This is a genomic window from Salmonella sp. 32020114201800008SM (assembly GCF_017572025.1).
GTDB lineage: Bacteria > Pseudomonadota > Gammaproteobacteria > Enterobacterales > Enterobacteriaceae > Salmonella > Salmonella enterica.
In genome coordinates this window covers 1-26,962 of sequence record NZ_JAGEQM010000008.1, presented here as the reverse complement: position 1 = coordinate 26,962, position 26,962 = coordinate 1, and the positions used below count along the sequence as shown (strand labels likewise).

Here is a 26,962-nt window from a genome sequence, read left to right as displayed (position 1 = left end):
TCTCTGTCCAAAAAGCGGGTAACGGTTGCAGCGGGAACGCCCCGGCACTAGACTACCCGCCTCTTATTTTAGTCTGAGTCAGAGTCATGCGCGTTACCGATTTTTCCTTTGAACTACCCGAATCCCTGATTGCCCACTACCCACAGCCGGAACGCAGTCGCTGCCGTTTGCTGTCATTAGAGGGGCCGACGGGCGCGCTGACGCACGGTACTTTCACCGATCTGCTCGATAAGCTCAACCCTGGCGATTTGCTGGTCTTCAATAATACCCGCGTGATCCCGGCGCGGCTCTTTGGCCGTAAAGCCAGCGGCGGCAAGATAGAAGTGCTGGTCGAACGTATGCTCGATGATAAACGCATCCTGGCGCATATTCGCGCTTCTAAAGCGCCAAAACCGGGCACGGAACTGCTACTGGGCGACGACGAAAGTATCCACGCGACCATGACCGCGCGTCACGGCGCTCTGTTTGAAGTTGAGTTTAATGACCCGCGTCCGGTGCTGGATATTCTCAACGCCATCGGCCATATGCCGTTGCCGCCGTACATCGACCGTCCGGACGAGGACGCCGATCGCGAACTGTACCAGACGGTCTACAGTGAAAAACCGGGCGCCGTCGCCGCGCCGACCGCCGGGCTGCACTTTGACGAGCCGCTGCTGGCGGCGCTTCGTGAGAAAGGTGTCGAAATGGCGTTTGTTACGCTACACGTCGGCGCGGGCACTTTCCAGCCGGTGCGTGTCGATACCATTGAAGATCACATCATGCACTCCGAATATGCTGAGGTGCCGCAAGAGGTGGTCGACGCGGTGCTGGCGGCGAAAGCGCGCGGCAACCGGGTGATTGCGGTCGGCACCACCTCGGTACGCTCACTGGAAAGCGCGGCGCAGGCGGCAAAAAGCGATTTGATAGAGCCGTTCTTCGGCGATACGCAAATATTTATTTATCCAGGTTATCAATACAAAGTGATTGATGCGCTGATCACCAACTTTCATCTGCCGGAATCGACGTTGATTATGCTGGTTTCCGCATTTGCCGGTTATCAACACACCATGAATGCCTATAAGACTGCGGTAGAACAAAAATATCGCTTTTTTAGCTACGGGGACGCGATGTTTATCACGTACAATCCGCAGGCTATTTCTGAGCGTCCGTAAGAAGGCTATCTCACTTGCCATTTTGACGCCGGGCAGTGCTCGCCATCCTCACGTACTGCGTGTACGCTCCGGTGGCTGTGCGCTGGCCGACCCCAAACTGGCTGCGCCGATGACGCCTTCGGGAATTTATTAGCTATGGAATCATTCCGTAGCGAGTCGTTAAACGTCGGACTGTTTTTCTGACGCAGGAGTGATAATGAAATTTGAGTTAGATACCACCGATGGTCGTGCGCGTCGCGGTCGTCTGGTGTTTGATCGTGGCGTAGTGGAAACGCCAGCCTTTATGCCTGTGGGTACTTACGGTACCGTGAAAGGCATGACGCCGGAAGAAGTGGAAGCGACCGGCGCGCAGATTATTCTCGGCAACACTTTCCACCTGTGGCTGCGCCCGGGTCAGGAAATCATGAAGCTGCATGGCGATCTGCACGATTTTATGCAGTGGAAAGGGCCGATTCTCACCGATTCCGGCGGCTTCCAGGTCTTCAGCCTCGGCGATATTCGTAAGATTACCGAGCAAGGCGTGCACTTCCGTAACCCGATCAACGGCGATCCGATTTTCCTCGATCCGGAAAAGTCGATGGAGATCCAGTACGATCTCGGTTCCGATATCGTGATGATCTTTGATGAATGTACGCCGTACCCGGCAGACTGGGACTATGCTAAACGCTCAATGGAGATGTCGTTGCGTTGGGCGAAGCGTAGCCGCGACCGTTTTGATAGCCTTGGCAATAAGAATGCGCTTTTTGGCATCATTCAGGGCAGCGTTTACGAAGATTTACGCGATATCTCGGTGAAAGGTCTGGTAGAGATTGGCTTTGATGGCTACGCTGTCGGCGGTTTGGCTGTCGGTGAGCCGAAAGCAGATATGCACCGTATTCTGGAGCACGTTTGCCCGCAGATCCCGGCTGACAAACCGCGTTACCTGATGGGCGTGGGTAAACCGGAAGATCTGGTGGAAGGGGTGCGTCGCGGTATTGATATGTTTGACTGTGTCATGCCAACGCGAAATGCCCGTAATGGTCATCTGTTTGTGACCGACGGCGTGGTGAAGATTCGTAATGCAAAGCATAAAAGCGACACCAGCCCGCTTGACGCCGAGTGCGATTGCTACACCTGTCGCAATTATTCACGCGCTTACTTGCATCATCTCGACCGTTGCAACGAAATATTAGGTGCGCGTCTCAATACCATTCATAACTTGCGTTACTACCAGCGTTTGATGGCGGGTTTACGCAAGGCTATTGAAGAGGGTAAATTAGAGAGCTTCGTAACCGAGTTTTACCAACGTCAGGGGCGACCCGTTCCACCTTTGAACGTTGATTAATTTTAATAATGAGGGAATTTGAATGAGCTTTTTTATTTCTGATGCGGTAGCGGCAACAGGTGCTCCAGCGCAGGGCAGCCCGATGTCTCTGATTTTAATGCTGGTGGTGTTTGGTCTGATTTTCTATTTCATGATCCTGCGCCCGCAGCAGAAGCGCACCAAAGAGCACAAAAAGCTGATGGACTCCATTGCGAAAGGTGATGAAGTTCTGACGAATGGCGGTCTGGTCGGTCGAGTGACCAAAGTAGCGGAAGCCGGCTACATTGCCATCGCGCTGAATGACACCACGGAAGTGGTTATCAAACGTGACTTCGTAGCTGCCGTTCTGCCGAAAGGCACCATGAAGGCGCTGTAATATTTCGTTTTCCCAAAGGGAACTGCCGTGTTAAACCGTTATCCTTTGTGGAAGTACATCATGCTGGTCGTCGTAATTATCGTCGGCCTGCTTTACGCACTTCCCAACCTGTATGGTGAGGATCCGGCTGTTCAAATCACTGGCGTGCGCGGCGTCGCCGCCAGTGAGCAAACGCTGATCCAGGTCCAGAAAACGTTACAAGAAGAAAAAATTCCCGCTAAGTCTGTGGCACTGGAAGAGGGCGCTATTCTTGCGCGCTTCGACACCACCGATACCCAGCTACGCGCCCGTGAAGCGCTGATGAGCGTGCTGGGGGATAAATATGTCGTGGCGCTTAACCTTGCGCCGGCTACGCCGCGCTGGTTGGCGGCTATTCACGCCGATCCGATGAAGCTCGGTCTTGATCTGCGTGGCGGCGTTCACTTCCTGATGGAAGTGGATATGGATACCGCGTTAGGTAAACTCCAGGAACAAAATATCGATAGCCTGCGCAGCGATCTGCGTGAAAAAGGCATTCCTTATACCACCGTTCGTAAAGAAAATAATTATGGGTTGAGCATCACGTTCCGTGACAGCAAAGCGCGTGATGAGGCGATCGCCTATCTGACGCCGCGTCATCGTGACCTGGTGATTTCCAGCCAGGGCGGTAATCAACTTCGCGCGGTAATGACCGATGCGCGCCTGAGCGAAGCGCGCGAATACGCCGTTCAGCAGAACATTAATATTCTGCGTAACCGTGTTAACCAACTGGGCGTCGCGGAGCCTGTCGTACAACGCCAGGGCGCAGACCGTATTGTGGTTGAGCTGCCGGGTATCCAGGATACCGCTCGCGCGAAAGAAATTCTCGGCGCGACCGCGACGCTGGAATTCCGTCTGGTGAATACCAACGTTGACCAGGCCGCCGCTGCTGCCGGGCGCGTACCGGGCGATTCCGAAGTGAAACAGACCCGCGAAGGTCAGCCGGTGGTATTGTACAAACGCGTGATTCTCACCGGCGACCATATCACCGACTCGACGTCCAGCCAGGATGAATATAACCAACCGCAGGTTAACATCTCGCTGGATAGCGCAGGCGGCAATATCATGTCTAACTTCACTAAGGACAATATCGGCAAACCGATGGCGACCCTGTTTGTGGAGTATAAAGACAGCGGTAAGAAAGACGCTAACGGTCGCGCCGTACTGGTGAAACAGGAAGAGGTGATTAACATTGCCAACATCCAGTCCCGGCTGGGTAACAGCTTCCGTATTACCGGTATCAGCAACCCGAACGAAGCGCGTCAGCTCTCGTTGCTGCTGCGTGCGGGCGCCCTGATTGCGCCGATTCAGATCGTTGAAGAGCGCACCATTGGCCCGACTTTGGGTATGCAAAATATTAAGCAGGGCCTGGAAGCCTGTCTGGCCGGTCTGGTGGTCTCCATCCTGTTCATGATCTTCTTCTATAAGAAGTTTGGTCTGATTGCGACCAGCGCGTTAGTGGCTAACCTGGTGTTGATTGTCGGTATCATGTCGCTGTTGCCGGGGGCAACGCTCAGTATGCCGGGGATTGCGGGTATCGTGTTAACCCTTGCGGTGGCGGTCGACGCCAACGTTCTGATTAACGAACGTATCAAAGAAGAGTTGAGTAATGGCCGCACGGTACAGCAGGCGATAAACGAAGGCTATGCCGGCGCGTTCAGTTCCATCTTCGATGCGAACATCACGACGCTGATTAAAGTCATCATTCTGTATGCCGTTGGTACCGGGGCAATTAAAGGGTTCGCGATTACGACCGGTATCGGTGTGGCGACGTCGATGTTTACCGCGATTATCGGTACGCGTGCTATCGTAAACCTGCTATATGGCGGCAAGCGCGTCACTAAGCTGTCAATCTGAGGAGTGCGATGTGGCACAGGAATACACTGTTGAACAACTAAACCACGGCCGTAAAGTCTATGACTTTATGCGCTGGGACTTCTGGGCATTCGGCATCTCCGGGCTGTTGCTGATCGCGGCCATTGTCATTATGGGCGTACGCGGGTTTAACTGGGGGCTGGATTTCACCGGTGGTACGGTAATTGAAATCACGCTGGAAAAACCGGCTGAAATGGACGTGATGCGCGAAGCGCTGCAAAAAGCGGGCTATGAAGAGCCGCAGTTGCAGAACTTTGGCAGCAGTCACGACATTATGGTGCGTATGCCGCCAACCGAAGGTGAAACCGGCGGTCAGGTACTGGGTAGCAAAGTGGTGACGATCATTAATGAAGCCACCAACCAGAACGCGGCCGTGAAGCGTATTGAATTCGTGGGGCCAAGCGTGGGCGCCGATCTGGCGCAAACCGGCGCTATGGCGCTGCTGGTGGCGTTGATCTCTATCCTCGTTTATGTCGGTTTCCGCTTTGAGTGGCGACTGGCGGCAGGGGTGGTCATCGCGCTGGCGCACGACGTGATCATTACGCTGGGGATACTGTCGCTTTTCCATATCGAGATTGACCTGACCATTGTGGCATCGTTGATGTCGGTGATCGGTTACTCGCTGAACGACAGTATCGTGGTCTCCGACCGTATTCGTGAAAACTTCCGCAAAATCCGTCGCGGGACGCCTTACGAAATCTTTAACGTGTCGCTGACCCAGACGCTACACCGTACGTTGATTACCTCCGGTACGACGTTAGTGGTAATTTTGATGCTGTACCTCTTCGGCGGTCCGGTACTGGAAGGCTTCTCGCTGACGATGCTGATCGGTGTCTCTATTGGTACGGCATCTTCTATCTATGTCGCATCGGCGCTGGCGCTGAAACTCGGTATGAAGCGCGAGCATATGCTGCAGCAGAAAGTCGAAAAAGAAGGGGCGGATCAGCCGTCCATTCTGCCGTAAACACGTATTTAAGTGTTATCTGAATCCCGGTCATGCGATCGGGATTTTTTTTATTTATGTACCATGACGATAAACATTACTGACAGTATGCTGTCAGGAGCCCTGTCATACACTCCTCATGAATTAACCCACACACGCAGGAGGATGTATGAAAAACTTGATTAACTGGTTTGAAATTCCAGTTACTGATATGGCGCGTGCAATCGCCTTTTATGAGCAAGTGATGCAGATATCGTTACGTCGGGAAACCATGGATGGGGCGGACCTGGCCGTATTTCCGTATGCTGAACCCGGACCCGGCGGAGCGCTGATAAAGCAGGATGATGTCGCTCCAGTTGCGCAGGGAGTCGTTATTTATCTGCATACCGCCGATTTGTTAGCCTCGATTGAACGTGTCGTCCTTGCCGGTGGCAAGTGTGTTCTGGAACCCATGGTTCCCGGAGATGACATTGGAACCATCGCGTTGTTTATTGACAGCGAAGGTAACCGAATAGGTTTACATCAACCTGCGTGATATTTGCTAAATGTAGAGAGTCAATATGACCAGACGCGCTGACCGTTTGTTTCAGATCGTGCAAATTTTGCGGGGTAGACGACTGACGACGGCAGCGCTGTTGGCACAGCGGCTTGCGGTTTCTGAACGGACGATTTATCGCGATATTCGCGATCTGTCGTTATCCGGTGTGCCTGTCGAAGGTGAAGCAGGGAGCGGATACCGTTTAATGGCGGGTTTTGATCTGCCGCCCTTGATGCTTACCCATCGTGAATCGGAAGCACTGATGGTGGCTATACGGTTATTGAAAACCTGGGGCGGCGATTCGCTATCGCGCGAGCTTGAATCCGCCCAGGAAAAAGTGTTGGCTATTTTACCGGAAGAGAGCCGTCGTAAAGCGGAGCAGACACGGATTTACGCTCCGGATTTGGGTACATCTCCACATTCGCGCAGCGCGTTTGATCTTATCCATCAGGCCGTTTCGGCGCAGCAGGTGTTGGCGCTACATTATCGTGATGAAGCGGGGCATCTCTCTTCGCGGGATATACAACCGCTGGGATTGTTTTTCTGGGGAGAGCACTGGCTACTGGTTGCCTGGTGTGAGAGACGGGAAGACTATCGGTGTTTTCGCCTCGATCGCTGTTTACAAATTACTCCGCTTAAGCGGCGATTTCGTGAAACAATCGACCGTTCTTTGCGTGATTTTTTGCGTAAAGTCGAGCACGAAAAAATGCCGTAAGATGTGATAGCGATAACTCCAACGCTTGTAAAACGGGTTGATTGGTCATCAGTTTGCCTGAAATAGCCTTCCTTACCTGGATATATAAGTTGCACAGAATCATTGCTAAAAGCCCGGCTTCGCGGGAAACTGCGCATAACCCTTTGTATTATTCAGGTACCTGTTAATTATGGCTATCATCCCCAAAAACTACGCGCGCCTGGAAAGCGGCTATCGTGAAAAAGCGCTGAAGCTGTTTCCGTGGGTGTGCGGACGTTGTTCCCGTGAGTTTGTGTATTCAAATCTGCGTGAGCTGACGGTGCATCATATCGATCATGACCACACCAATAACCCGGAAGACGGCAGCAACTGGGAGCTATTGTGCCTCTACTGCCACGATCACGAGCATTCCAAATATACCGAAGCCGATCAGTACGGTTCGACGGTCATTGCCGGGGAAGATGCGCAAAAAGATGTCGGCGAGGCGACTTATAACCCGTTTGCCGATCTGAAAGCGATGATGAACAAAAAGAAATAAGCAGACTGCTGACAAAGCTGTTGGTGCTGTTGAATGTTAGGTTACGCTTCGCTCCACACAACGGAATCCGCAATATAAATGAATTATTGGTTTTCGTAGGTCGGATGCAATCTGACATTTTTTCAGCCCCGGAGTTTGTCGCCAGCCCCAAACGTCCTGTAACGCATACATTGTCACTGGAATCCCGATCGCAAGGTTGGGATTTTTTTGTTTTTAAGTCCTGCCGATACTGGCGAGCAGAGTAGAATCAGCGGTAAGCCGGGGCAACCCGGTGAGGCGCAATGTTGCGGGGGCTTGATCCCCGGTGGCCTTGTCGCTGGAAAGAGAAAACCCCCGCACATTGTTCGGTATTCACCGGCAACATTACGGGGGCTAACTTGACCCTAGACAAGTTGAGGATAGCCGCGAACCGTTGCCATTGCAACAAAGGCGGCAATATGACGCTCACAGAGTTGAGCATTACTATCTGGCACGATCTGGCGGCACCAACGCTGGTCGGGATTGCGACAGGTCTGTTTTTAGGCTGGTGGCATCGCCGGAAGTAATGTGAAGTGGGCGCGACTCGCCGCCGCATGGCAGCATGCGCCCGAAACGGGCCAGAGGGCGACCTCTGGCCTTTTTTGCAGGTTTAGAAGTTGTAACCCACGACCAGGTAGCCGCCCCAGCCGGTAGATTTCGCGCTGAAATCGCCGTCGCCCCAGTTCAGTTTTGCGCCATTCTGCCACTGTCCGCCGTTATGGAAGTAACGCGCAACGACCGAGTAGTGCCAGTGATCGTAGTTCAGCGCCAGGATATGGCTGGAAGCGATGGAATTGCTGGTACGGTTCGGATCGTCGCCTAAATCAGATCCCCAGTCAAAGTTGGTAAAGCCGATATAGCTCAGTTTACCGCCCCACAGATCGGTGATGGGGACGAAGTATTTCACTTTGAAACGGTAGCCGTCCCATTCGTTTTCATTGGAAGCACCGTAGTTTTGCCACTGATATTTCGCATACACGTTCAGCGACAGGCCCATCGGCAGGCCGGTGTCGATATCGGTCCCCAGACCCATATACCACGTGCTCTGGCGGCTGGCTTTGTTATCGCCCATATCGTAGATGTAGTTGTTGGCGAAATACCACTCTTTAAACGGGCCGAAGCTCAGGTCTGCGCCGGTCAGCTTATCAATCGAGAAACGCGGTTCGATTTCCATGAACAGCGGAGAACCGTCGGACCAGATACCTTTATCGTTGCCGTTACCCCAATCAAAGGTTTTGGGAATATCGATATAGCCGTAGAAATCAAACCAGTCTTTTTTGGCAAATGCTTCATATTCCAGATAGACGTCGTTGTTCAATTTCGGCGAGAAACGGGTATGGTAGCTGCCTACCACGTTTACGCTCTGGTGCCACCAGTCGGACAAATACTGCGGCTGATCATTTTCTGCTGCGTTAGCAGTAAAAGATGAGGTGAGCGCCAGCGCTGCGCTGACTGCGAGTAAAGTTTTTTTCATATGTATGCCACTGTTTGAAATCCCTTGCGGGAGTGAAAAGAACGCAATTTGCGTTTCTAAATATTTCGTGTTTCTGCGGAGCCTATTATAAAAATCATTGCTCACAAAAATATGTCTTGTTTCACATATCTATCATTTACGTAATCGATTGCGTTCACGTTTGCGCACTTTAGGCGCGGCGACAGTACTATCCTTCATGAATATTACCAATCCATGTCATAAATGACGGAAATGTCAGTAGGGCAACAAAAGTCGCGCGGGGGATGTTGCGGAACGCACAAAACGCTCCGCCAGAACGTTTATTGATTAACAGGCTGAATATCATGGATGCGAATGAAGCCTAACTGCGCCGGTGTGATCCCCTTCAACGGTAACGAAATATTGACATCACTGGGCGCCAGCAAGCTGGCAGGGGCATTTACCAGAAGGCTCTGTGCATTCACCTCCTGATAGTTCTCCGTAGTGCCCTGAAGTTGCCCGTACTCTACGGTAGCGCTGAATGCCGGCAGCGGATCGCGGGACTCGCCCTGAATGCGTAACGTTGCGTGAGCGCCGTCTGCGACAGGCGTAATCTCCAGCAATGTCATACGTAGCGTACCGATCTGACTCTCCAGCCGGGCAGGCGTATTGGCGCCAGGCAACAAATAGACGCCGCGGGTTGAATCCGCATTCAGCTTATTTTGTTGGGTAATTTTTACCGTTTCCTGATTCAGTTGGGTCATCTCTTTATTCAGGGTGCTAATGCTTTGATGCATCTGGCGAACTTCGCTCTGCGGCGCGCAGGCGGTCAGGCTCAAGAGACTTCCCACCAGGAGAATTCTTAGGTAACGTCTTGTCATGTCGATCATTTCCTTCATGGTTCGATAGCGTAATGGTAGTGCGCTATACGCACAAAGGCACCGATCCTTTATCTCAAAAGCGCTCCGCCTTTGTTGTCGCGCCAGTTCAGGGTAAAATAACATTTCCTAAATCATCTGGTCAGGACGCCGTATGCATTGCCCATTTTGTTTCGCCGTAGATACCAAAGTCATTGACTCTCGTCTTGTAGGCGAGGGCTCGTCCGTGCGCCGCCGTCGGCAGTGCCTGGTGTGTAATGAACGCTTTACGACCTTTGAAGTGGCTGAACTGGTCATGCCGCGCGTGATAAAAAGCAACGATGTGCGCGAACCCTTTAATGAGGATAAGCTGCGTAGCGGCATGTTGAGAGCGCTGGAAAAAAGACCCGTCAGCGCAGATGATGTTGAAATGGCATTGAACCATATTAAGTCACAATTACGTGCCACTGGGGAGCGTGAAGTTCCCAGCAAGATGATTGGCAACCTGGTCATGGAGCAGCTGAAAAAACTCGATAAAGTCGCGTATATTCGCTTTGCCTCCGTCTATCGCAGTTTCGAAGATATCAAAGACTTTGGCGAAGAAATCGCTCGCCTACAGGACTAAGCCATGCAGGATGAGTTTTACATGGCGCGAGCGCTAAAACTGGCGCAGCGTGGACGTTTCACCACTCACCCGAACCCTAATGTCGGCTGTGTCATTGTTAACAATGGCGACATCGTCGGCGAAGGTTATCACCATCGTGCCGGAGAGCCGCACGCCGAGGTCCATGCGCTGCGGATGGCGGGCGCAAAAGCCAAAGGCGCAACCGCCTATGTCACGCTTGAACCCTGTAGCCATCATGGGCGAACGCCGCCATGTTGCGATGCGCTGATTGCGGCTGGCGTCGCGCGCGTGGTCGCCGCGATGCAGGACCCGAACCCACAGGTCGCCGGGCGCGGACTGTATCGCCTGCAACAGGCGGGTATTGCGGTCAGCCACGGGTTAATGATGAGTGAAGCGGAGGCGCTCAATAAAGGCTTCCTCAAGCGGATGCGTACCGGATTCCCTTATCTTCAGCTTAAACTGGGTGCCTCCGTGGATGGACGGACGGCGATGGCCAGCGGCGAAAGCCAGTGGATCACCTCGCCGCAGGCCCGGCGTGACGTTCAGCGCTTGCGTGCGCAAAGTCACGCTATCTTAACCAGTAGCGCGACGGTATTGGCTGACGATCCGGCCTTGACGGTGCGTTGGACGGAGTTAGACGCCTCTACGCAGGCGTCTTACCCGCAGGAAAATCTGCGCCAGCCGGTGCGAATTGTTATCGACAGCCAAAACCGGGTAACGCCTGCGCATCGTATTGTGCAGCAGCCTGGCGAAACGTGGATCGCGCGTACCCAGGGAGATAGCCGCGCGTGGCCCGATGCGGTTCGTACTATCAGCGTACCGGCGCACAACGGACATTTGGATCTGGTTGTACTGATGATGCAGTTAGGCAGGCAGCAGATTAATAGCATATGGGTTGAAGCCGGACCGGGACTGGCGGGCGCGTTGCTGCAAGCCGGGCTGGTGGATGAACTGATTGTCTATGTCGCGCCTAAATTGTTGGGAACCCAGGCGCGGGGATTATGCGAATTGCCGGGGCTTGAGAAGCTCGCCGACGCGCCGCAATTTACCTTCAGCGAAATACGTCATGTCGGCCCGGATGTTTGCCTGCATATGGTGAGCGCATGAGTTCTCCCGTCGAAAGGGGAGCAGCGCTCAAATTATTATGATAAAATCCGCCCCCCTGCGGGGCCAAATGAACCCTGGAAGAGAGAATATGAACATTATTAAAGCTAACGTTGCAGCCCCTGACGCTCGTGTCGCCATCACTATTGCGCGTTTCAATCAGTTTATCAACGACAGCCTGCTGGATGGCGCGGTTGATGCCCTGACGCGTATTGGTCAGGTAAAAGATGATAATATTACCGTAGTGTGGGTGCCTGGCGCTTATGAACTGCCGCTGGCGACCGAAGCGCTGGCGAAAAGCGGTAAATATGACGCCGTGGTTGCGCTGGGAACCGTGATTCGCGGGGGGACTGCGCACTTTGAATATGTGGCAGGCGGCGCCAGCAATGGCCTGGCAAGCGTTGCCCAGGACAGCGGCGTGCCGGTAGCCTTTGGTGTTCTGACCACCGAGAGTATTGAACAAGCCATCGAACGTGCTGGTACAAAAGCCGGTAATAAAGGCGCAGAAGCTGCGCTGACCGCGCTTGAAATGATTAATGTATTGAAAGCCATTAAGGCCTGATTTTTTGTAAGGGGAATTCCGTGAAACCTGCTGCTCGTCGCCGCGCCCGTGAGTGTGCCGTCCAGGCGCTTTACTCCTGGCAGTTGTCCCAGAACGACATCGCTGATGTTGAATACCAGTTCCTGGCGGAACAGGACGTAAAAGACGTCGACGTTCTCTATTTCCGTGAACTGCTATCCGGGGTGGCGACTAACAGCGCGTACCTGGATGGTTTAATGAAACCGTATCTGTCCCGCCTGCTTGAAGAGCTGGGACAGGTTGAAAAAGCCGTGCTGCGTATTGCGTTGTTTGAGCTGTCAAAACGCAGCGATGTGCCTTATAAAGTGGCCATCAACGAAGCGATTGAACTGGCGAAAACCTTTGGCGCTGAAGACAGCCACAAATTCGTCAACGGCGTACTGGATAAAGCAGCTCCGGTGATTCGTCCCAACAAAAAGTGATTCACAGGCCGGAAAGATAGCGGGCGATCGATACCCGCCGTCTCCGGCCTTTTCTTTTTTTCTGCTGAGGCATAACGTATGGCATGTGGCGAGTTTTCCCTGATTGCCCGTTATTTTGACCGTGTAAGAAGCTCTCGTCTTGATGTTGAAACCGGTATTGGCGACGATTGCGCGCTCCTGAATATTCCTGAAAAACAGACCCTGGCGATCAGTACCGATACGCTGGTGGCGGGCATCCATTTCTTACCCGATATCGATCCTGCCGATCTGGCGTATAAAGCGCTGGCGGTGAATTTAAGCGATCTGGCGGCGATGGGCGCCGATCCGGCATGGTTAACGCTGGCGCTCACGCTTCCTGACGTCGATGAGGCGTGGCTTGCCGCGTTCAGCGACAGCCTGTTTGAACAACTGGATTACTACGACATGCAGCTCATTGGCGGCGATACCACGCGCGGCCCGCTGTCGATGACGCTCGGTATTCATGGCCTTGTGCCAGCCGGCCGGGCGCTGAAACGTTCTGGCGCAAAACCGGGCGACTGGATTTATGTTACTGGCACGTTGGGCGATAGCGCTGCCGGGCTGGCGATTCTACGGGGTGATTTTCGCGTGGGAAGCTGGGGGGATGCCGACTATCTGGTCAAACGCCATCTGCGCCCGACGCCGCGTATTTTACAAGGGCAGGCGCTACGCGATCTCGCCAGTTCAGCGATCGATCTTTCCGACGGTTTGATCTCCGATCTTGGTCACATTCTGCAAGCCAGCAACTGCGGCGCGCGAATCGATTTGGAGGCGCTGCCTGACTCCGAAGAACTGTGGGGACATGCCAATGATCCCGAACAAAAGCTTCGCTGGATGTTATCCGGCGGCGAAGATTATGAACTGTGCTTTACCGTCCCGGAGCTGAACCGTGGCGCGCTGGATGTCGCGCTTGGTCATCTGGGCGTGCCGTTTACCTGTATCGGGCAAATGACGGCGGATATCGAAGGGATCGCCTTTGTGCGTGACGGAGAACCTGTCACTTTTGACTGGAAAGGATATGACCATTTTGCCACGCCATAAAGATGTTGCGAAAAGTCGCCTGAATTTGCGCAATCCGTGGCACCTGCTCGCTATCGGCTTTGGCAGCGGGCTGAGCCCCGTGGTGCCGGGCACGATGGGCTCGCTGGCGGCGATCCCCTTCTGGTATTTGATGACGTTTCTGCCGTGGCAGCTTTATTCGCTGGTCGTGATGTTTGGGATCTGCATTGGCGTTTATCTTTGCCATCAGACGGCGAAAGATATGGGCGTACACGACCACGGCAGTATTGTCTGGGATGAATTTATCGGTATGTGGATAACGCTAATGGCGTTGCCGACGACGGACTGGCAGTGGGTGGCTGCCGGGTTCGTTATTTTCCGCATTCTGGATATGTGGAAACCCTGGCCGATCCGTTGGTTTGATCGCAACGTGCACGGCGGCATGGGAATTATGATCGATGATATCGTCGCCGGCGTGATATCCGCTGGCATACTGTATTTTATCGGTCATCACTGGCCGCTCGGTATTATTTAAAGGGTTTGCCGGATGGCGGCGTAAACGCCTTATCCGGCCTATTCCCGAACAATATGTCGATTTCGCAGGCCCGATAAGCGCCGCGCCATCGGGCAATGGCAGATTATTTAAATCCCACCACCGGATGCTGTTTGTACGGCGTTTCGAGTTCAGCAATCTGCTCCGGTTTGAGCGTTAAATCAACGGCATTCAGCAACTCATCTAACTGCTCTTCACGCGAAGCGCCGATAATCGGCGCGGCGACGCCTCGTTTACTGAGTAGCCAGGCCAGCGCGACCTGCGCTCGCGTTGCGCCAAGCGCCTCGCTGACGCCAGCCAGCCGTTCCGCTATTTGCGCATCATTTTTATCGCTTTCAGCGTATAAATTTTTACCCACGTCATCCGAGACCAGGCGGGCCGTGGTTTCTCCCCAGGGGCGAGTTAAGCGCCCGCGCGCCAGCGGACTCCACGGAATCACGGCGACGCCTTCCTGCCAGCACAGCGGTAGCATCTCACGCTCTTCCTCGCGGTAGATCAGGTTATAGTGATCCTGCATGGTGACAAACGGCGCCCAGCCGTGTTGTTTTTGTAGCGCCAGCGCCTGGGCAAATTGTGAGGCGTGCATTGAGGAAGCGCCGATATAGCGGGCTTTACCCGCCTTTACCACGTCGTTTAGCGCTTCCAGAGTCTCTTCTATCGGCGTGGTGTAATCCCAGCGGTGGATTTGCAGGATATCGACATACTCCATTCCCAGACGGGTGAGGCTATCGTCAATAGAGCGCAGGATTTGCGCGCGGGACAATCCTTCCGGCAGATCGCCGACGCGATGGAAGACTTTCGTCGCTACCACCACCTCGTCGCGCCGGGTGAAATCACGCAGCGCGCGACCGACAATCTCTTCGCTGCTGCCGTCGGAGTAGCTGTTGGCGGTATCAAAAAAGTTAATGCCGCCCTCAAGGGCGCGCTTGATGATGGGACGGCTGCTCTCTTCGGGAAGCGTCCAGGCGTGATTGCCGCGACTCGGCTCGCCGAATGTCATACAGCCCAGACAAAGGCGGGACACCCGAAGATCTGTATTTCCTAACGTGTTGTATTGCATGACTCCGCTCCTGTTATACCCGTCACTCTTCAAGCATAGCAGGAGCAAAGAGGGGATTATGCCAGCCAGGCCTTGATTTTGGCTTCAATGCCTGCGGCGTCAAGCCCCAGTTCCGCGCGGGCTTCTTCCTGCGTTCCTTGCGGGATAAAGAAATCCGGAAGACCGATATTCAGCACAGGTACAGGTTTACGATGGGCCATTAGCACTTCGTTTACGCCGCTGCCAGCGCCGCCCATAATGGCGTTTTCTTCCAGCGTCACCAGCGCGTCATGCTGCGCGGCCATCTCCAGAATTAACGTGTCGTCCAGCGGTTTAACAAAGCGCATGTCGACCAGCGTGGCGTTCAGCGCTTCGGCGACTTTCGCCGCTTCAGGCATTAAGGTGCCAAAGTTCAGAATCGCCAGTTTTTCGCCATGACGCTTCACAAGGCCTTTACCAATAGGTAGTTTTTCCAGCGGGGTTAGCGCCACGCCCTGCGCATTACCGCGTGGATAACGTACTGCCGTCGGGCCGTCGTTATAGTGATACCCGGTAAATAACATCTGGCGACATTCGTTTTCGTCGCTTGGCGTCATGATCACCATATCCGGGATGCAGCGCAGATAGGAGAGATCGAACGCGCCCTGGTGCGTTTGTCCATCCGCGCCAACGATACCGGCGCGATCGATGGCGAACATGACCGGCAGTTTCTGGATAGCGACGTCATGGATAACCTGATCGTAGGCGCGTTGCAGGAAAGTAGAGTAGATCGCCACGACGGGCTTATAGCCGCCAATCGCCAGGCCTGCGGCGAAGGTGACGGCATGCTGCTCGGCGATGGCGACGTCAAAATAGCGATCCGGGAATTTACGTGAAAATTCCACCATGCCGGAACCTTCGCGCATTGCCGGGGTGATCGCCATCAGCTTGCTGTCTTTGGCGGCGGTTTCACACAGCCAGTCACCGAAGATTTTTGAATAACCTGGCAGACCGCCGCTGCTTTTCGGCAAACATCCGCTGGAAGGATCAAATTTAGGCACCGCATGGAAAGTGATCGGATCTTTTTCCGCGGGCTCATAGCCGCGGCCTTTCTTGGTCATGATATGCAGGAACTGCGGGCCTTTCAGGTCGCGCATGTTCTTCAATGTACTGATAAGCCCCATGACATCGTGACCATCGACCGGCCCGATGTAGTTAAAGCCCAGCTCTTCGAACAGTGTTCCCGGCACAACCATGCCTTTAATATGTTCTTCGGTACGCTTGAGCAGTTCTTTAATTGGCGGTACGCCGGAGAAGACCTTTTTTCCGCCTTCGCGCAGAGAAGAGTAAAGCTTACCGGAAAGAAGCTGCGCCAGATGGTTGTTGAGCGCGCCGACGTTTTCCGAAATCGACATTTCATTGTCGTTCAGAATGACCAGCATGTCGGGCCGGATATCGCCTGCGTGATTCATTGCTTCAAACGCCATACCGGCGGTGATGGCGCCGTCGCCAATCACACAGACGGTGCGGCGATCTTTGCCTTCTTTCTCCGCCGCTACGGCAATACCGATACCGGCGCTGATGGAGGTGGAGGAATGCCCAACGCTCAGCACATCGTATTCGCTTTCTCCGCGCCACGGGAACGGGTGCAGACCGCCTTTCTGGCGAATGGTGCCGATTTTGTCGCGACGACCGGTAAGGATTTTATGTGGATAAGCCTGGTGTCCAACATCCCAGATTAGCTGGTCAAACGGGGTGTTGTAGACATAATGCAGCGCCACGGTAAGTTCTACCGTGCCCAGCCCGGAAGCGAAGTGCCCGCTGGAACGGCTTACGCTGTCGAGTAAGTAGCGGCGTAGCTCGTCGCAGAGTTTCGGCAGACTCTCTTTCGGTAACAGTCGTAACTCCTGGGTGGAGTCGACCAATGCCAGGGTAGGGTATTTGGCTATATCAAAACTCATCGCAAGCTCATTGGATATGGGGTTTATTTATCACGCTGGATTATGTAGTTCGCTAGCGCTTCCAGTGCCGAGGTGTCCAGTGATTGCGCGGCCAGCTGATGTAACGACTGACGGGCGTCCTCTATCAGGTCCCGGGCTTTATTCCGGGCTTGCTCAAGACCCAGAAGTGCAGGGTAGGTACTTTTGCCAAGCTGCTGGTCTGCGCCCTGACGTTTACCTAACGTTGCAGTATCGCCCACCACATCCAGAATGTCATCCTGAACCTGGAAGGCAAGGCCGATACTCTCTGCATAGCGGTCAAGTATCGGCAGAGTATTCCGTCCTTTATCGCCCGCGCTCAACGCGCCAAGTCTAACGGCGGCGCGAATGAGCGCGCCGGTCTTATGGCGATGAATACGTTCCAGCGCGTCCAGAGTGATCCGCTGGCCTTCTGCCGCCAGATCCAATGCCTGACCGCCGCACATGCCGGCGATACCGCTGGCGTTCGCCAGTTCGGCGATCATCGCGATACGATCGCGATCGGCGACTTCCGGCATCGGCGCGTCGCTGATAATGGCAAACGCCAGTGTCTGCAACGCGTCTCCCGCCAGGATTGCGTTGGCTTCGCCAAATTTAATATGGCAAGTCGGCAGGCCGCGACGCAAATCGTCATCGTCCATCGCTGGCAGGTCGTCATGGATCAGCGAATAGGCATGAATGCATTCGACCGCCGCAGCTGGCGCATCCAGCGTTGCCGTACTGACGCCAAACATTTGACCGGTGGCGTAAACCAGAAATGGCCGCAGGCGTTTACCGCCTAATAATGCGCCATACTGCATGGCTTCGACCACGGGAGTGTTCTGAAAGGGCAGTGGCGCGATAAAACGGCTCAGCGCCTGATTCGCTTGCGTTACGCAAGCCTGTAGCTGCTGCGTAAAGTCCATTTACTCATTATCCGCGATAAAAGGCTCAGGTGAAGCCTCTTCATTATCAGACAGCAAAATTTGCACGCGCTGTTCCGCCTGCTGCAGTTTTGCCTGCCCCTGACGCGCCAGTTGTACGCCGCGCTCGAATTCATTCAGCGCGTCTTCCAGCGGCAAATCGCCGCTTTCCAGGCGGGTAACAATATGTTCCAGCTCGCTCAGCGCAGTTTCAAAGCTGGCGGGCGCCTCATTTTTCTTCGGCATGATGACTGTTTGACTCTCTGTAATGGCAGCACAAGTCTATGGTAACGGACTCACACTGATAAGCAAATAACGCGCAATGGTAAGGGGAAATGCGCAAGATGTCCGTGATGGTGATATACTTCCGCGCCTGGATGCAGCCGTAGGTATGGGCTGCTGTACTATTTCTCCACGACAAGCCTTAGATAGCTTGCTAAAGAACCATTGCCGCCATGAAGTTTATCATTAAATTGTTCCCGGAAATCACTATCAAAAGCCAATCTGTGCGTTTGCGCTTTATAAAAATTTTAACCGGGAATATCCGTAACGTTTTAAAGCACTACGATGAGACCCTCGCGGTTGTCCGTCACTGGGATAACATTGAAGTTCGCGCCAAAGATGAAAACCAGCGTCTGGCGATTCGCGACGCGCTGACCCGCATTCCGGGGATTCACCATATTCTTGAAGTCGAAGATGTGCCGTTCACCGATATGCACGACATTTTCGAGAAAGCGTTGGCGCAGTATCGCGAGCAGCTTGAAGGCAAAACCTTCTGCGTGCGCGTAAAACGTCGCGGTAAGCATGAGTTTAGCTCCATTGAGGTGGAGCGCTATGTCGGCGGCGGATTAAATCAGCATATTGAATCGGCGCGCGTGAAGCTCACTAACCCGGATGTGACGGTGCATCTGGAAGTGGAAGATGATCGCCTGCTGCTGATCAAAGGGCGTTATGAAGGTATTGGCGGTTTCCCGATTGGCACCCAGGAAGATGTGCTATCGCTGATCTCCGGCGGTTTTGACTCCGGCGTCTCCAGCTATATGCTGATGCGTCGCGGCTGTCGCGTACACTATTGCTTCTTTAACCTTGGCGGCGCGGCGCATGAAATCGGCGTTCGCCAGGTGGCGCATTACCTGTGGAACCGCTTTGGCAGCTCCCATCGCGTGCGTTTTGTGGCGATTAACTTTGAACCAGTGGTCGGCGAGATTCTGGAGAAAGTCGACGACGGCCAGATGGGCGTGGTGCTCAAACGTATGATGGTACGCGCGGCGTCGAAAGTGGCGGAACGTTACGGCGTACAGGCGCTGGTGACCGGCGAAGCGCTGGGCCAGGTGTCCAGCCAGACGCTAACCAACTTGCGCTTGATCGATAACGTGTCTGACACGCTGATCCTGCGCCCGCTGATCTCTTACGATAAAGAGCACATTATCAACCTGGCGCGCCAGATTGGTACGGAAGATTTTGCCCGTACGATGCCGGAATACTGTGGCGTGATTTCAAAAAGTCCGACGGTGAAAGCCATTAAAGCGAAAATTGAAGCCGAAGAAGAAAATTTCGACTTCAGTATTCTCGATAAGGTGGTAGAAGAAGCGAACAACGTCGATATTCGTGAAATCGCCCAGCAGACCCAGCAGGAGGTGGTGGAAGTAGAAACCGTGAGCGGTTTCGGCCCGAACGACGTGATTCTGGATATCCGTTCTGTGGATGAGCAGGATGACAAGCCGCTGAAAGTGGAAGGTGTGGACGTCGTTTCGCTGCCGTTCTACAAGCTGAGCACTAAATTTGGCGACCTCGATCAGAGCAAAACCTGGCTGCTGTGGTGCGAACGCGGGGTAATGAGCCGCCTGCAGGCGCTCTATCTGCGCGAGCAGGGCTTTGAAAACGTGAAAGTGTATCGTCCGTAATTCCTTTGCCGGGTGGCGGCTATGTCCTACCCGGCCTACCGTTTTATTTCTGCCCCAACCGTTTTGCAATGCGCTCCAGCTTCATCATCAGCAGCAGCGTAATGGCCACCAGCACAATAGTCAGCGCCGCGCCGTCGGCGATATTTCCACGGTCGGTCAGGCTAAAGATAGCCACTGGCAGCGTCGTCCAGCCCGGCGGATAAATCATCATCGTCGCGCCCAACTCCCCCATGGAGAGCGATAAACTCAGCGCCAGCGCTGACATCATCCACGGCATCAATAACGGCAACGTCACGTGACGCAGACGATACCAGGGCGATGCCCCCAGACTCGACGCGACGTTTTCAATATCGGCGGAAATTCGCGCCAGTCCGGTCGACACGTTACTGAAGGTAAAGGCGGAAATCAGCACAAAGTGCGCTGTCAGCACAATCCATAGGGTGCCGTTCATTTGCAATGGCCCCTGGCTGAAAGCAACCAGAATGCCCAGGCCTACGGACACTGACGGAATCGCACTCGGCAGATAGAACACCATACTTAACCATTTCTGCGTTTTCACCCCATATTGACGCAGCGCCAGCGCCGCCCAAACGCCGCAAAGCAGCGCAAACAGGCTGGCGCAAAAGCCAATCGTGAGGCTGGCAAGTAGGGCATCCCATGCCGCACCGTGCAGAGCGTTAACAAAGTGGTTCAGCGTGAAGCCACTCGGCAGAATACCGTTCCACTGCTGGCTAAGGCTGGACATTAGAATCACCGCCAGCGGCAGGAAAAAGAACACGATAAACAGTACGCTAGCCACAACGCCCGCCGCTGCGCGTCCTTTAGGTGACCAAATTAGCATGGCTAGCTCCTTACGCCGGTACGCGATGCCGCCAGGCGATAGAGGGAGAACAGCCCCAGCGACAAGACAATGTTAATCAACGCAATCATGCAGGCGACCGTATAGTCGGACTCCAGAATCGCTTTGCTGTAAACCATCATCGGCAGGGTGTTAACCCCTTTCGCGCCAATAAACAGTACGATGCCGAACTCGTTAGTGGTCAACAGCAGGCACAGGCTGCCACCAGCCATCAGCGCCGGTAGCGCAGCCGGGAAAATCACCTGCCCAATCACCCGTAACGGGTGCGCCCCCAGAATACTGGCTGCCTCTAGCTGGCTTTTATCAATTTGCCGCAGCGCGGCCATCAGTGGCCGCATCACCAGCGGAGTGAACACCGTGATCTCCGCCAGAATGACGCCCTGCATCGAGTAGAGAAAATCCACCGGCGGTAGCTCAAAGGCAAACAGGCTCATCAGCGCACCGTTGAGCAGACCCGCTGACCCATAAATAAAGGTGAACGCCAGCGTAATCAGGAAGGTCGGCAGCGCAATAAAAGTATCGACGACCCGACCAATCAACTCGCTGCCGGGGAAAGGAATAAACACCAGAATCAGCGACATCACGCTGCCCAGCAGCAGGCAACCGGCGGTGGCGAAAAAGGCGATTTGCAACGTGTTCAGCAACGCGCCGACAAAGCGTTTCGAGTCGACCACCTGGCGGAAGGTCTCGAGCCCGATCTCGCCATTGGCACCGCGTAGCGCCTGTTCAACGATGAGCGACAGAGGCCAGAAAAACAGCGTCGCCAGCACCAGTAACGGGAGCAGCAGCCACAGCAGTGGGCGTAGGTTAAGCGCCTGTTTTTCCAGTGGTAAAATGAGTGACATGGTTATACCTCAATCAGGACCGCATCATCCGGTTCGAACCACAGCGCCAGCTTGTCGCCCACGCGCGGCAGCGGATTGACATGCGTCAACACCATCCGCACCGTTTCGCCAGCAACGTCACACAGCAGATGGGTTAAATCGCCCTGCCAGTGCACCGATTGCAGTGTGGCGTTGAAGCGGTTGCTGTAGGCCGAACGCGGCGTCAGGCTGAGGTGCTGAGGACGAATGCACAGCAGTTTGTTGTAACCGTGGTGGCTGCCCCGGCTGAACGCGCGAATCACCGCACCGCCGCAGCTGACGTCCACCAGCCCCGGAGCCTCCGTTATCCCCAGCGCGATGGCGGAGAGAATATTGGCGCGACCTAAGAATTCGGCGGCAAAACGATTGGGCGGATGCTGATATAGCGCGCGGGTTTCGCCGTGAGCAATCAGCGAGCCATCCTTCATAATGCCGATTTTATCGGCCAGGGTGAGCGCTTCCGTTTGATCGTGGGTGACGTAGAGAATAGTGAGTTCCGGCAGCTCACGGTGAAGACAGGCGATTTCTTCCACCATATTATGACGAATCTGTGCGTCCAGCGCTGACAGTGGTTCATCCAGCAACAGCACGCGCGGGCGCACGGCAATCGCGCGGGCGATGGCCACGCGTTGCTGCTGGCCGCCGGAAAGTTGATGCGGATAACGGGCGGCGTAATCACTCATGCCAACCGTTTTCAGCGCCTGCGTTACACGCTCATTAATTAGCGCCTTTGGCTGCTTCTGCGCACGCAGGCCAAAAGCGACGTTGTCTTCCACTTTCAGATGCGGGAACAAGGCGTAGTTCTGCACCACCATCGCCAACCCGCGTTTATAGGGTGGCAGATGGGTGACGTCCGTATCGCCAATCAGAATACGACCGCCTGCAGGTTGCACAAAGCCCGCAACCGCACGCAGCACCGTCGTTTTTCCAGATCCTGATGGGCCAATCAGCGCCAGCACTTCGCCAGGTTCAATCGTCAAAGAGAGCGGTTTAAGCACCACGTTGCCGTGATACGCAACGCGCAGCGAGTCGAGGACTATCCCCGATGTCCCCTGCGATGCAGGGGCGTGAACGGCAGTCGTTTTCATCAGCATCAGGCTTACTCGCTTTCGGTCACTTTGTGCCAACGGCTAATATCTGCCGACAGCGAAACGGCTACGTCATCCCAATTTGGCTGCCAGCTCTGCACGCCTTCTAACGCGGCAGTGGCGGCCTTGTAATGTTCGTCGCTCGGCGTCACGTCGCTGCGTACCGGCATTCCCCAGGAGAGTTCGCTGACGCGAGTCTGCGCTTCTTTACTCAGCAGGAAGTTAATCAGCTTTTTACCATTTTCACTCTGCGGCGCCCCCTGGACCAGGCCAATGACATAAGGGATGGCCAGCGCGCTGCGCTCGCCTTTGTCGTTGGCCGGCCAGAAGATTTTCACGTTCGGGTTACGTTCCATCTGCGCGAGGTTCATTTGCAGGTCGCCGTTAGCGACGTAGATTTCACCTTTATTAACCAGCGCGGTTAGCTTGCCGGTAGAGGCAGATGGCCCGACGTTATTGGCCTGCAGCTTGCCGAGATACGCAAAACCGGCATCTTTACTGCCGAAGCTGTGGAAAGCCTGCAGCATCACCGCCGTGCCGTCAGCGGCCTGACCTGGCGTGGAATACTGGAGTTTATTTTTGAATTTACCGTCAAGCAGATCCTGCCAGCTCGCCGGGGCAGTTTTCAGCAGCTTGCTGTTGTAGATAAAGCTCAGATAGTTCTTTACCAGCGGCGAATAAAGGTTGTTGGCATCGGGGATAGCCGAGGCGGCGTCGGTGTTAAAGTTCGCCAGCAGCTTTTCGGCGGCGGCGCGCTGAATGAATGGCGGTGCGGTTACCAGCACGTCGGCCTGCGGATTCGTACGCTCTTTTGCCAGACGTTCCACTACCACGCCACCACCGCCTTCAACATAGCGTACGGTAATGCCGGTCGCTTTGGTGAATGCGTCAAACTGCACCTGGTACCAGCTGTTATCGCCATCGTGCAGCCCGTCGATGGAGTACACCGTGACCACTGATTCCGCCCATGACGGGGCGCTGGCGAGAGCGAAGACAGACAGCAGAGCAAGTCGGGAAAGTTTCATCGTAATAGCCTCATAGCGTACGTTGCATTTTCTGGCCTATACCAGGTTTGCTTTTTACGCTAAACGGCTTATATGACAAAACGATGAAAGAGAAATAAATCAGTCCACGCCGGATGATGCTGCGCTTATCCGGATAGCCGTGAGACGATACGATTGACAGGCCGGATAAGTCCCGCAGCCAACATCCGGCGCACCCGCTAGTGGGTATCTACCTCAATGCGCAGGCTGTCGTGACGCCAGTATTCGATATCCAGATCCAGCACTCGCCCGTGTTGATCGTAGTTCAGACGGCGCAGTAACAGCGCCGGGCGCCCTTCCATAACGCCCAGCGCCTGTGCGGCCTGCGCAGGCATGGCGGTGGGGTAGAACGACAGATGCATGCTGGTATAGACGAGGTTGTAGTGCGACTCGTATACCTCGGTCAGGCTGCCGTTGAGATCGTACTGCAGCAGCTCAGGCACGCGGGCGGGCAAACAATGGTTTTCGCAGTAGCACACGGCGCGGCCATCGGCGTAACGCAGACGGGTCAGCAGATAGATTTGATCAAACGGCTGGAGCTGGAGGGGCTCCATGACCTCGACAGGCACGGTGGTTAACACGCCGCTCAGTAGCGCGGTTTTTGGCTCCCGCCCCTGCTCGCGGCAAAGCTTATGGAAGTTGGTGTTCTGGGTCGGATCCAGCCACAGGCGTTCCGGCGTAACGAACCAACCGCGACGATCGGCGCGCCAGATAAGCCCACTGGACTCCAGCAGCGCCAGGCTTTCGCGAATAGTAATGCGCGTGGTGTTGAAGATCGCGCACAGTTCGCGTTCAGAGGGCAGTTTATCACCGCTTTTCAACGCACCGCTCTGAATACGCGCCTGAAGCTGTGCCTTGATCAACAGATACTGCGGGATATCGCCCGGGATAGATTTCATGCTTACTCGCTTCCGTTTTGCCTGCCGCCATTATACAAGCAGAGATGAATTTTTTGTTGCAGCGCGATTTTCTCTTTGACCCGTCGCGGCAAAGATCGTCATGATAAATGCAATCTGGTATAGACCAAAGGTAAATAACATGACTTCGCGTAACTATCTGTTGCTGACTCCTGGCCCGCTCACCACCTCTCGTACCGTGAAAGAAGCGATGTTGTTCGATAGCTGTACCTGGGATGATGATTACAATATCGGCGTGGTGGAACAGATCCGCCAGCAGCTGACCGAACTGGCAACGGCCTCCGAAGGCTACACCTCCGTACTACTGCAAGGCAGCGGTAGCTATGCTGTGGAAGCCGTACTGGGCAGCGCATTGGGGCCGCAGGATAAGGTGCTGATCGTCAGCAACGGTGCATACGGCGCACGAATGGTCGAGATGGCCGGCCTTATGGGAATCGCCCATCACGCTTACGACTGCGGCGAAGTTGCGCGCCCGGATGTGCAGGCGATCGACGCGATCCTCAACGCCGACCCGACGATCAGCCATATCGCCATGGTGCATAGCGAAACAACCACCGGGATGCTCAACCCCATTGATGAGGTGGGCGCTCTGGCGCATCGCTATGGCAAAACCTACATCGTTGACGCCATGAGCAGCTTCGGCGGCATCCCCATGGATATTGCAGCATTACATATCGACTATCTGATCAGCTCCGCCAATAAATGCATTCAGGGCGTGCCGGGTTTTGCCTTTGTGATTGCCCGCGAGCAAAAACTGGCCGCGTGCAAAGGGCGTTCCCGCTCGCTGTCGTTAGATCTCTACGCCCAGTGGCGCTGCATGGAGGATAACCACGGCAAATGGCGTTTTACTTCGCCCACACATACCGTCCTGGCGTTTGCACAGGCGCTGAAAGAGCTGGCGAAAGAAGGTGGCGTGGCGGCACGTCATCAACGCTATCAGCAAAATCAGCGCAGCCTGGTGGCCGGAATGCGGGCGCTGGGCTTTAACACGCTGCTGGATGACGAACTTCATTCGCCCATTATCACCGCCTTTTATTCACCGGAAGACCCGCAGTATCGCTTTAGCGAATTTTATCGCCGCCTCAAAGAGCAGGGCTTTGTTATCTATCCAGGCAAAGTGTCGCAAAGCGACTGCTTTCGCATCGGCAACATTGGCGAAGTATATGCCGCCGATATCACTGCCCTGCTGACCGCCATTCGTACCGCCATGTACTGGACGAAATAAGGAACCATGATGAACCATATTCACGCTGTTATTCTCGACTGGGCGGGCACCACCGTCGATTTTGGCTCCTTCGCGCCGACGCAAATTTTCGTCGAGGCGTTCCGTCAGGCATTTGATGTGGAGATCACCCTCGCCGAAGCACGCGTGCCAATGGGGCTGGGTAAATGGCAACACATTGAAGCGCTGGGAAAATTACCTGCTGTTGACGCGCGCTGGCAGGCAAAGTTTGGTCGCTCCATGAGCGCAGCAGATATTGATGCCATCTACGCCGCTTTCATGCCGTTACAGATTGTTAAAGTTGTCGATTTTTCTTCTCCTATTGCCGGAGTTATCGACACGATCGCGGCGCTACGAGCCGAGGGTATCAAGATAGGCTCCTGCTCCGGTTACCCACGAGCGGTGATGGAGCGCCTGGTTCCCGCCGCCGCCGAGCATGGTTATCGTCCGGATCATTGGGTGGCAACGGACGACCTGGCCGCGGGTGGTCGCCCGGGGCCGTGGATGGCGCTGCAAAACGTGATTGCGCTGGGCATTGATGCGGTCGCGCACTGCGTGAAGGTAGATGATGCCGCGCCGGGCATTAGCGAGGGGCTTAACGCGGGAATGTGGACGGTGGGGCTGGCGGTATCGGGTAACGAATTCGGCGCAACATGGGACGCCTATCAGACAATGTCGAAAGAGGACGTTGCGGTCCGCCGCGAGCACGCGGCCAGCAAGCTGTACGCCGCCGGGGCGCATTACGTGGTGGATTCACTGGCGGATTTACCTGGGGTGATTGCGCATATTAATGCGCGTCTGGCGCAGGGCGAACGCCCGTAAAATAACTGCCGGATGGCGCTGTCGCTTATCCGGCCTACAGATTGTACCGTTTTGTAGCTACCGTCTTGAACGTCAAGCGGTAGCTACATAATTTTCATCCCACGGAAGCCGCGTTTTCAACACGCCGAAGCATAAATGTACCAGTTTGCGCATCACAGCTCCCAGCGCGGCTTTCTTCGCCTTGCCCTTTGCGACCAGCCTTTCATAGATAGCCTTCGCCTGTTTGTTCCAGCGGCTCGCGGTCAGCGCTGCAACGTACAGCTTAGCCCGCACTCCTGACGGTCCTGTTTTTGACATATGT

Annotated in this window: 29 protein-coding genes and 1 pseudogene; 18 read left to right on the top strand and 12 right to left on the bottom strand. The window is 54.7% G+C overall.

Annotation, left to right across the window (positions count from 1 at the left end):
• Positions 1–86: 86 nt before the first annotated feature.
• From queA to J4613_RS22885, 9 genes are all read left to right on the top strand, one after another.
• The gene (gene queA, locus J4613_RS19165; protein WP_001266530.1) at positions 87–1,151 is read left to right on the top strand and encodes a tRNA preQ1(34) S-adenosylmethionine ribosyltransferase-isomerase QueA; all 1,065 of its coding nucleotides are present in this window, start codon (positions 87–89) and stop codon (positions 1,149–1,151) included.
• A gap of 196 nt (positions 1,152–1,347) precedes the next feature.
• A complete protein-coding gene (tgt, locus tag J4613_RS19160) occupies positions 1,348–2,475 on the top strand; it encodes a tRNA guanosine(34) transglycosylase Tgt (RefSeq protein ID WP_000667305.1) in 1,128 nt (375 codons plus the stop codon).
• Positions 2,476–2,497: 22 nt separating this feature from the next.
• The gene (yajC, locus tag J4613_RS19155) at positions 2,498–2,830 is read left to right on the top strand and encodes a preprotein translocase subunit YajC (RefSeq protein WP_000007628.1); all 333 of its coding nucleotides are present in this window, start codon (positions 2,498–2,500) and stop codon (positions 2,828–2,830) included.
• 27 nt (positions 2,831–2,857) lie between these two features.
• Positions 2,858–4,705, top strand: a complete 1,848-nt coding sequence (gene secD / locus J4613_RS19150; protein WP_000934808.1) for a protein translocase subunit SecD — start codon at positions 2,858–2,860, stop codon at positions 4,703–4,705.
• 10 nt (positions 4,706–4,715) lie between these two features.
• Positions 4,716–5,687 (top strand): protein translocase subunit SecF, encoded by a 972-nt coding sequence (gene secF / locus J4613_RS19145; protein WP_000046629.1) that lies wholly within the window; start codon positions 4,716–4,718, stop codon positions 5,685–5,687.
• Between the two features lie 148 nt (positions 5,688–5,835).
• Positions 5,836–6,201: a VOC family protein gene (locus tag J4613_RS19140; RefSeq protein WP_000793035.1), complete on the top strand. Its 366-nt coding sequence runs from the start codon at positions 5,836–5,838 to the stop codon at positions 6,199–6,201.
• A gap of 25 nt (positions 6,202–6,226) precedes the next feature.
• Positions 6,227–6,919, top strand: a complete 693-nt coding sequence (locus tag J4613_RS19135; protein WP_000198317.1) for a YafY family protein — start codon at positions 6,227–6,229, stop codon at positions 6,917–6,919.
• 169 nt (positions 6,920–7,088) lie between these two features.
• Positions 7,089–7,436, top strand: coding sequence for an HNH nuclease YajD (gene yajD, locus J4613_RS19130; protein ID WP_000974818.1), 348 nt, complete (start codon positions 7,089–7,091; stop codon positions 7,434–7,436).
• 437 nt (positions 7,437–7,873) lie between these two features.
• Complete coding sequence (locus tag J4613_RS22885; RefSeq protein WP_000176312.1) at positions 7,874–7,981, top strand: type I toxin-antitoxin system toxin Ldr family protein; 108 nt, start codon at positions 7,874–7,876, stop codon at positions 7,979–7,981.
• An 83-nt stretch (positions 7,982–8,064) separates the two neighbouring features.
• On the opposite strand, the gene J4613_RS19120 is transcribed toward J4613_RS22885, so the two are convergent.
• On the bottom strand, positions 8,065–8,928 hold the full coding sequence (locus J4613_RS19120) for a nucleoside-specific channel-forming protein Tsx (RefSeq protein WP_000752021.1): 864 nt from the start codon (positions 8,926–8,928) through the stop codon (positions 8,065–8,067).
• A gap of 299 nt (positions 8,929–9,227) precedes the next feature.
• On the bottom strand, positions 9,228–9,767 hold the full coding sequence (locus J4613_RS19115) for a DUF3251 domain-containing protein (protein WP_061383680.1): 540 nt from the start codon (positions 9,765–9,767) through the stop codon (positions 9,228–9,230).
• A 151-nt stretch (positions 9,768–9,918) separates the two neighbouring features.
• On the opposite strand from J4613_RS19115, the gene nrdR reads away from it, so the two are divergent.
• The 6 genes from nrdR to pgpA all read left to right on the top strand — a co-directional run bounded on the left by nrdR (position 9,919) and on the right by pgpA (position 14,026).
• Entirely contained in the window at positions 9,919–10,368 is a 450-nt protein-coding gene (gene nrdR / locus J4613_RS19110) for a transcriptional regulator NrdR (RefSeq protein WP_000543533.1), read from the top strand.
• Between the two features lie 3 nt (positions 10,369–10,371).
• Positions 10,372–11,475: a bifunctional diaminohydroxyphosphoribosylaminopyrimidine deaminase/5-amino-6-(5-phosphoribosylamino)uracil reductase RibD gene (gene ribD / locus J4613_RS19105; RefSeq protein ID WP_023221506.1), complete on the top strand. Its 1,104-nt coding sequence runs from the start codon at positions 10,372–10,374 to the stop codon at positions 11,473–11,475.
• A gap of 88 nt (positions 11,476–11,563) precedes the next feature.
• A complete protein-coding gene (ribE, locus tag J4613_RS19100; RefSeq protein ID WP_001021372.1) occupies positions 11,564–12,034 on the top strand; it encodes a 6,7-dimethyl-8-ribityllumazine synthase in 471 nt (156 codons plus the stop codon).
• 20 nt (positions 12,035–12,054) lie between these two features.
• Entirely contained in the window at positions 12,055–12,474 is a 420-nt protein-coding gene (gene nusB, locus J4613_RS19095) for a transcription antitermination factor NusB (protein WP_000801129.1), read from the top strand.
• A 78-nt stretch (positions 12,475–12,552) separates the two neighbouring features.
• A complete protein-coding gene (gene thiL / locus J4613_RS19090) occupies positions 12,553–13,533 on the top strand; it encodes a thiamine-phosphate kinase (protein ID WP_000752133.1) in 981 nt (326 codons plus the stop codon).
• Positions 13,511–14,026, top strand: coding sequence for a phosphatidylglycerophosphatase A (pgpA, locus tag J4613_RS19085; protein ID WP_000154056.1), 516 nt, complete (start codon positions 13,511–13,513; stop codon positions 14,024–14,026). Before thiL ends, pgpA begins: the two co-directional genes overlap by 23 nt.
• A gap of 103 nt (positions 14,027–14,129) precedes the next feature.
• On the opposite strand, the gene J4613_RS19080 is transcribed toward pgpA, so the two are convergent.
• The 4 genes from J4613_RS19080 to xseB are packed head-to-tail and all read right to left on the bottom strand — an operon-like array spanning position 14,130 to position 18,189.
• Positions 14,130–15,104 (bottom strand): aldo/keto reductase, encoded by a 975-nt coding sequence (locus tag J4613_RS19080; RefSeq protein WP_021000004.1) that lies wholly within the window; start codon positions 15,102–15,104, stop codon positions 14,130–14,132.
• Positions 15,105–15,160: 56 nt separating this feature from the next.
• Positions 15,161–17,023, bottom strand: a complete 1,863-nt coding sequence (dxs, locus tag J4613_RS19075) for a 1-deoxy-D-xylulose-5-phosphate synthase (protein WP_000006777.1) — start codon at positions 17,021–17,023, stop codon at positions 15,161–15,163.
• Between the two features lie 23 nt (positions 17,024–17,046).
• Positions 17,047–17,946: a (2E,6E)-farnesyl diphosphate synthase gene (gene ispA, locus J4613_RS19070; RefSeq protein WP_000348074.1), complete on the bottom strand. Its 900-nt coding sequence runs from the start codon at positions 17,944–17,946 to the stop codon at positions 17,047–17,049.
• A complete protein-coding gene (gene xseB, locus J4613_RS19065; protein ID WP_001124944.1) occupies positions 17,947–18,189 on the bottom strand; it encodes an exodeoxyribonuclease VII small subunit in 243 nt (80 codons plus the stop codon).
• Between the two features lie 209 nt (positions 18,190–18,398).
• On the opposite strand from xseB, the gene thiI reads away from it, so the two are divergent.
• Positions 18,399–19,847, top strand: a complete 1,449-nt coding sequence (gene thiI, locus J4613_RS19060) for a tRNA uracil 4-sulfurtransferase ThiI (RefSeq protein ID WP_000668652.1) — start codon at positions 18,399–18,401, stop codon at positions 19,845–19,847.
• A gap of 43 nt (positions 19,848–19,890) precedes the next feature.
• Here thiI and phnV read toward each other — a convergent pair whose 3' ends face one another.
• From phnV to phnR, 5 genes are all read right to left on the bottom strand, one after another.
• Positions 19,891–20,688 carry a 2-aminoethylphosphonate ABC transport system, membrane component PhnV gene (phnV, locus tag J4613_RS19055; protein ID WP_000909791.1) on the bottom strand — a complete coding sequence of 266 codons (798 nt, stop codon included), beginning with the start codon at positions 20,686–20,688 and terminating at the stop codon, positions 19,891–19,893.
• Between the two features lie 2 nt (positions 20,689–20,690).
• Positions 20,691–21,551, bottom strand: coding sequence for a 2-aminoethylphosphonate ABC transporter permease subunit (gene phnU / locus J4613_RS19050; RefSeq protein ID WP_000052723.1), 861 nt, complete (start codon positions 21,549–21,551; stop codon positions 20,691–20,693).
• 2 nt (positions 21,552–21,553) lie between these two features.
• Positions 21,554–22,663 carry a 2-aminoethylphosphonate ABC transport system ATP-binding subunit PhnT gene (phnT, locus tag J4613_RS19045; RefSeq protein WP_023994375.1) on the bottom strand — a complete coding sequence of 370 codons (1,110 nt, stop codon included), beginning with the start codon at positions 22,661–22,663 and terminating at the stop codon, positions 21,554–21,556.
• A 5-nt stretch (positions 22,664–22,668) separates the two neighbouring features.
• Positions 22,669–23,682: a 2-aminoethylphosphonate ABC transporter substrate-binding protein gene (gene phnS, locus J4613_RS19040; RefSeq protein WP_000778008.1), complete on the bottom strand. Its 1,014-nt coding sequence runs from the start codon at positions 23,680–23,682 to the stop codon at positions 22,669–22,671.
• Between the two features lie 197 nt (positions 23,683–23,879).
• A complete protein-coding gene (phnR, locus tag J4613_RS19035; protein ID WP_111742430.1) occupies positions 23,880–24,599 on the bottom strand; it encodes a phosphonate utilization transcriptional regulator PhnR in 720 nt (239 codons plus the stop codon).
• A gap of 139 nt (positions 24,600–24,738) precedes the next feature.
• Between phnR and phnW the strand changes: the two genes are divergently transcribed.
• Together phnW and phnX are read left to right on the top strand one after the other, a co-directional pair.
• Entirely contained in the window at positions 24,739–25,842 is a 1,104-nt protein-coding gene (gene phnW, locus J4613_RS19030) for a 2-aminoethylphosphonate--pyruvate transaminase (RefSeq protein ID WP_000203969.1), read from the top strand.
• A gap of 9 nt (positions 25,843–25,851) precedes the next feature.
• Positions 25,852–26,661 carry a phosphonoacetaldehyde hydrolase gene (phnX, locus tag J4613_RS19025; RefSeq protein WP_208293670.1) on the top strand — a complete coding sequence of 270 codons (810 nt, stop codon included), beginning with the start codon at positions 25,852–25,854 and terminating at the stop codon, positions 26,659–26,661.
• A 72-nt stretch (positions 26,662–26,733) separates the two neighbouring features.
• On the opposite strand, the pseudogene J4613_RS19020 reads toward phnX, so the two are convergent.
• Positions 26,734–26,962, bottom strand: a pseudogene (locus tag J4613_RS19020) (IS110 family transposase); the annotation flags it as partial.

Coding starts and splice junctions, on each gene's coding strand:
- queA (WP_001266530.1), top strand. CDS start 87: ATGCGCGTTACCGATTTTTCCTTTGAACTACCCGAATCCCTGATTGCC.
- tgt (WP_000667305.1), top strand. CDS start 1,348: ATGAAATTTGAGTTAGATACCACCGATGGTCGTGCGCGTCGCGGTCGT.
- yajC (WP_000007628.1), top strand. CDS start 2,498: ATGAGCTTTTTTATTTCTGATGCGGTAGCGGCAACAGGTGCTCCAGCG.
- J4613_RS19140 (WP_000793035.1), top strand. CDS start 5,836: ATGAAAAACTTGATTAACTGGTTTGAAATTCCAGTTACTGATATGGCG.
- J4613_RS19135 (WP_000198317.1), top strand. CDS start 6,227: ATGACCAGACGCGCTGACCGTTTGTTTCAGATCGTGCAAATTTTGCGG.
- yajD (WP_000974818.1), top strand. CDS start 7,089: ATGGCTATCATCCCCAAAAACTACGCGCGCCTGGAAAGCGGCTATCGT.
- J4613_RS22885 (WP_000176312.1), top strand. CDS start 7,874: ATGACGCTCACAGAGTTGAGCATTACTATCTGGCACGATCTGGCGGCA.
- J4613_RS19120 (WP_000752021.1), bottom strand. CDS start 8,928: ATGAAAAAAACTTTACTCGCAGTCAGCGCAGCGCTGGCGCTCACCTCA.
- J4613_RS19115 (WP_061383680.1), bottom strand. CDS start 9,767: ATGACAAGACGTTACCTAAGAATTCTCCTGGTGGGAAGTCTCTTGAGC.
- nrdR (WP_000543533.1), top strand. CDS start 9,919: ATGCATTGCCCATTTTGTTTCGCCGTAGATACCAAAGTCATTGACTCT.
- ribD (WP_023221506.1), top strand. CDS start 10,372: ATGCAGGATGAGTTTTACATGGCGCGAGCGCTAAAACTGGCGCAGCGT.
- ribE (WP_001021372.1), top strand. CDS start 11,564: ATGAACATTATTAAAGCTAACGTTGCAGCCCCTGACGCTCGTGTCGCC.
- thiL (WP_000752133.1), top strand. CDS start 12,553: ATGGCATGTGGCGAGTTTTCCCTGATTGCCCGTTATTTTGACCGTGTA.
- pgpA (WP_000154056.1), top strand. CDS start 13,511: ATGACCATTTTGCCACGCCATAAAGATGTTGCGAAAAGTCGCCTGAAT.
- J4613_RS19080 (WP_021000004.1), bottom strand. CDS start 15,104: ATGCAATACAACACGTTAGGAAATACAGATCTTCGGGTGTCCCGCCTT.
- dxs (WP_000006777.1), bottom strand. CDS start 17,023: ATGAGTTTTGATATAGCCAAATACCCTACCCTGGCATTGGTCGACTCC.
- ispA (WP_000348074.1), bottom strand. CDS start 17,946: ATGGACTTTACGCAGCAGCTACAGGCTTGCGTAACGCAAGCGAATCAG.
- xseB (WP_001124944.1), bottom strand. CDS start 18,189: ATGCCGAAGAAAAATGAGGCGCCCGCCAGCTTTGAAACTGCGCTGAGC.
- thiI (WP_000668652.1), top strand. CDS start 18,399: ATGAAGTTTATCATTAAATTGTTCCCGGAAATCACTATCAAAAGCCAA.
- phnV (WP_000909791.1), bottom strand. CDS start 20,688: ATGCTAATTTGGTCACCTAAAGGACGCGCAGCGGCGGGCGTTGTGGCT.
- phnU (WP_000052723.1), bottom strand. CDS start 21,551: ATGTCACTCATTTTACCACTGGAAAAACAGGCGCTTAACCTACGCCCA.
- phnT (WP_023994375.1), bottom strand. CDS start 22,663: ATGCTGATGAAAACGACTGCCGTTCACGCCCCTGCATCGCAGGGGACA.
- phnS (WP_000778008.1), bottom strand. CDS start 23,682: ATGAAACTTTCCCGACTTGCTCTGCTGTCTGTCTTCGCTCTCGCCAGC.
- phnR (WP_111742430.1), bottom strand. CDS start 24,599: ATGAAATCTATCCCGGGCGATATCCCGCAGTATCTGTTGATCAAGGCA.
- phnW (WP_000203969.1), top strand. CDS start 24,739: ATGACTTCGCGTAACTATCTGTTGCTGACTCCTGGCCCGCTCACCACC.
- phnX (WP_208293670.1), top strand. CDS start 25,852: ATGAACCATATTCACGCTGTTATTCTCGACTGGGCGGGCACCACCGTC.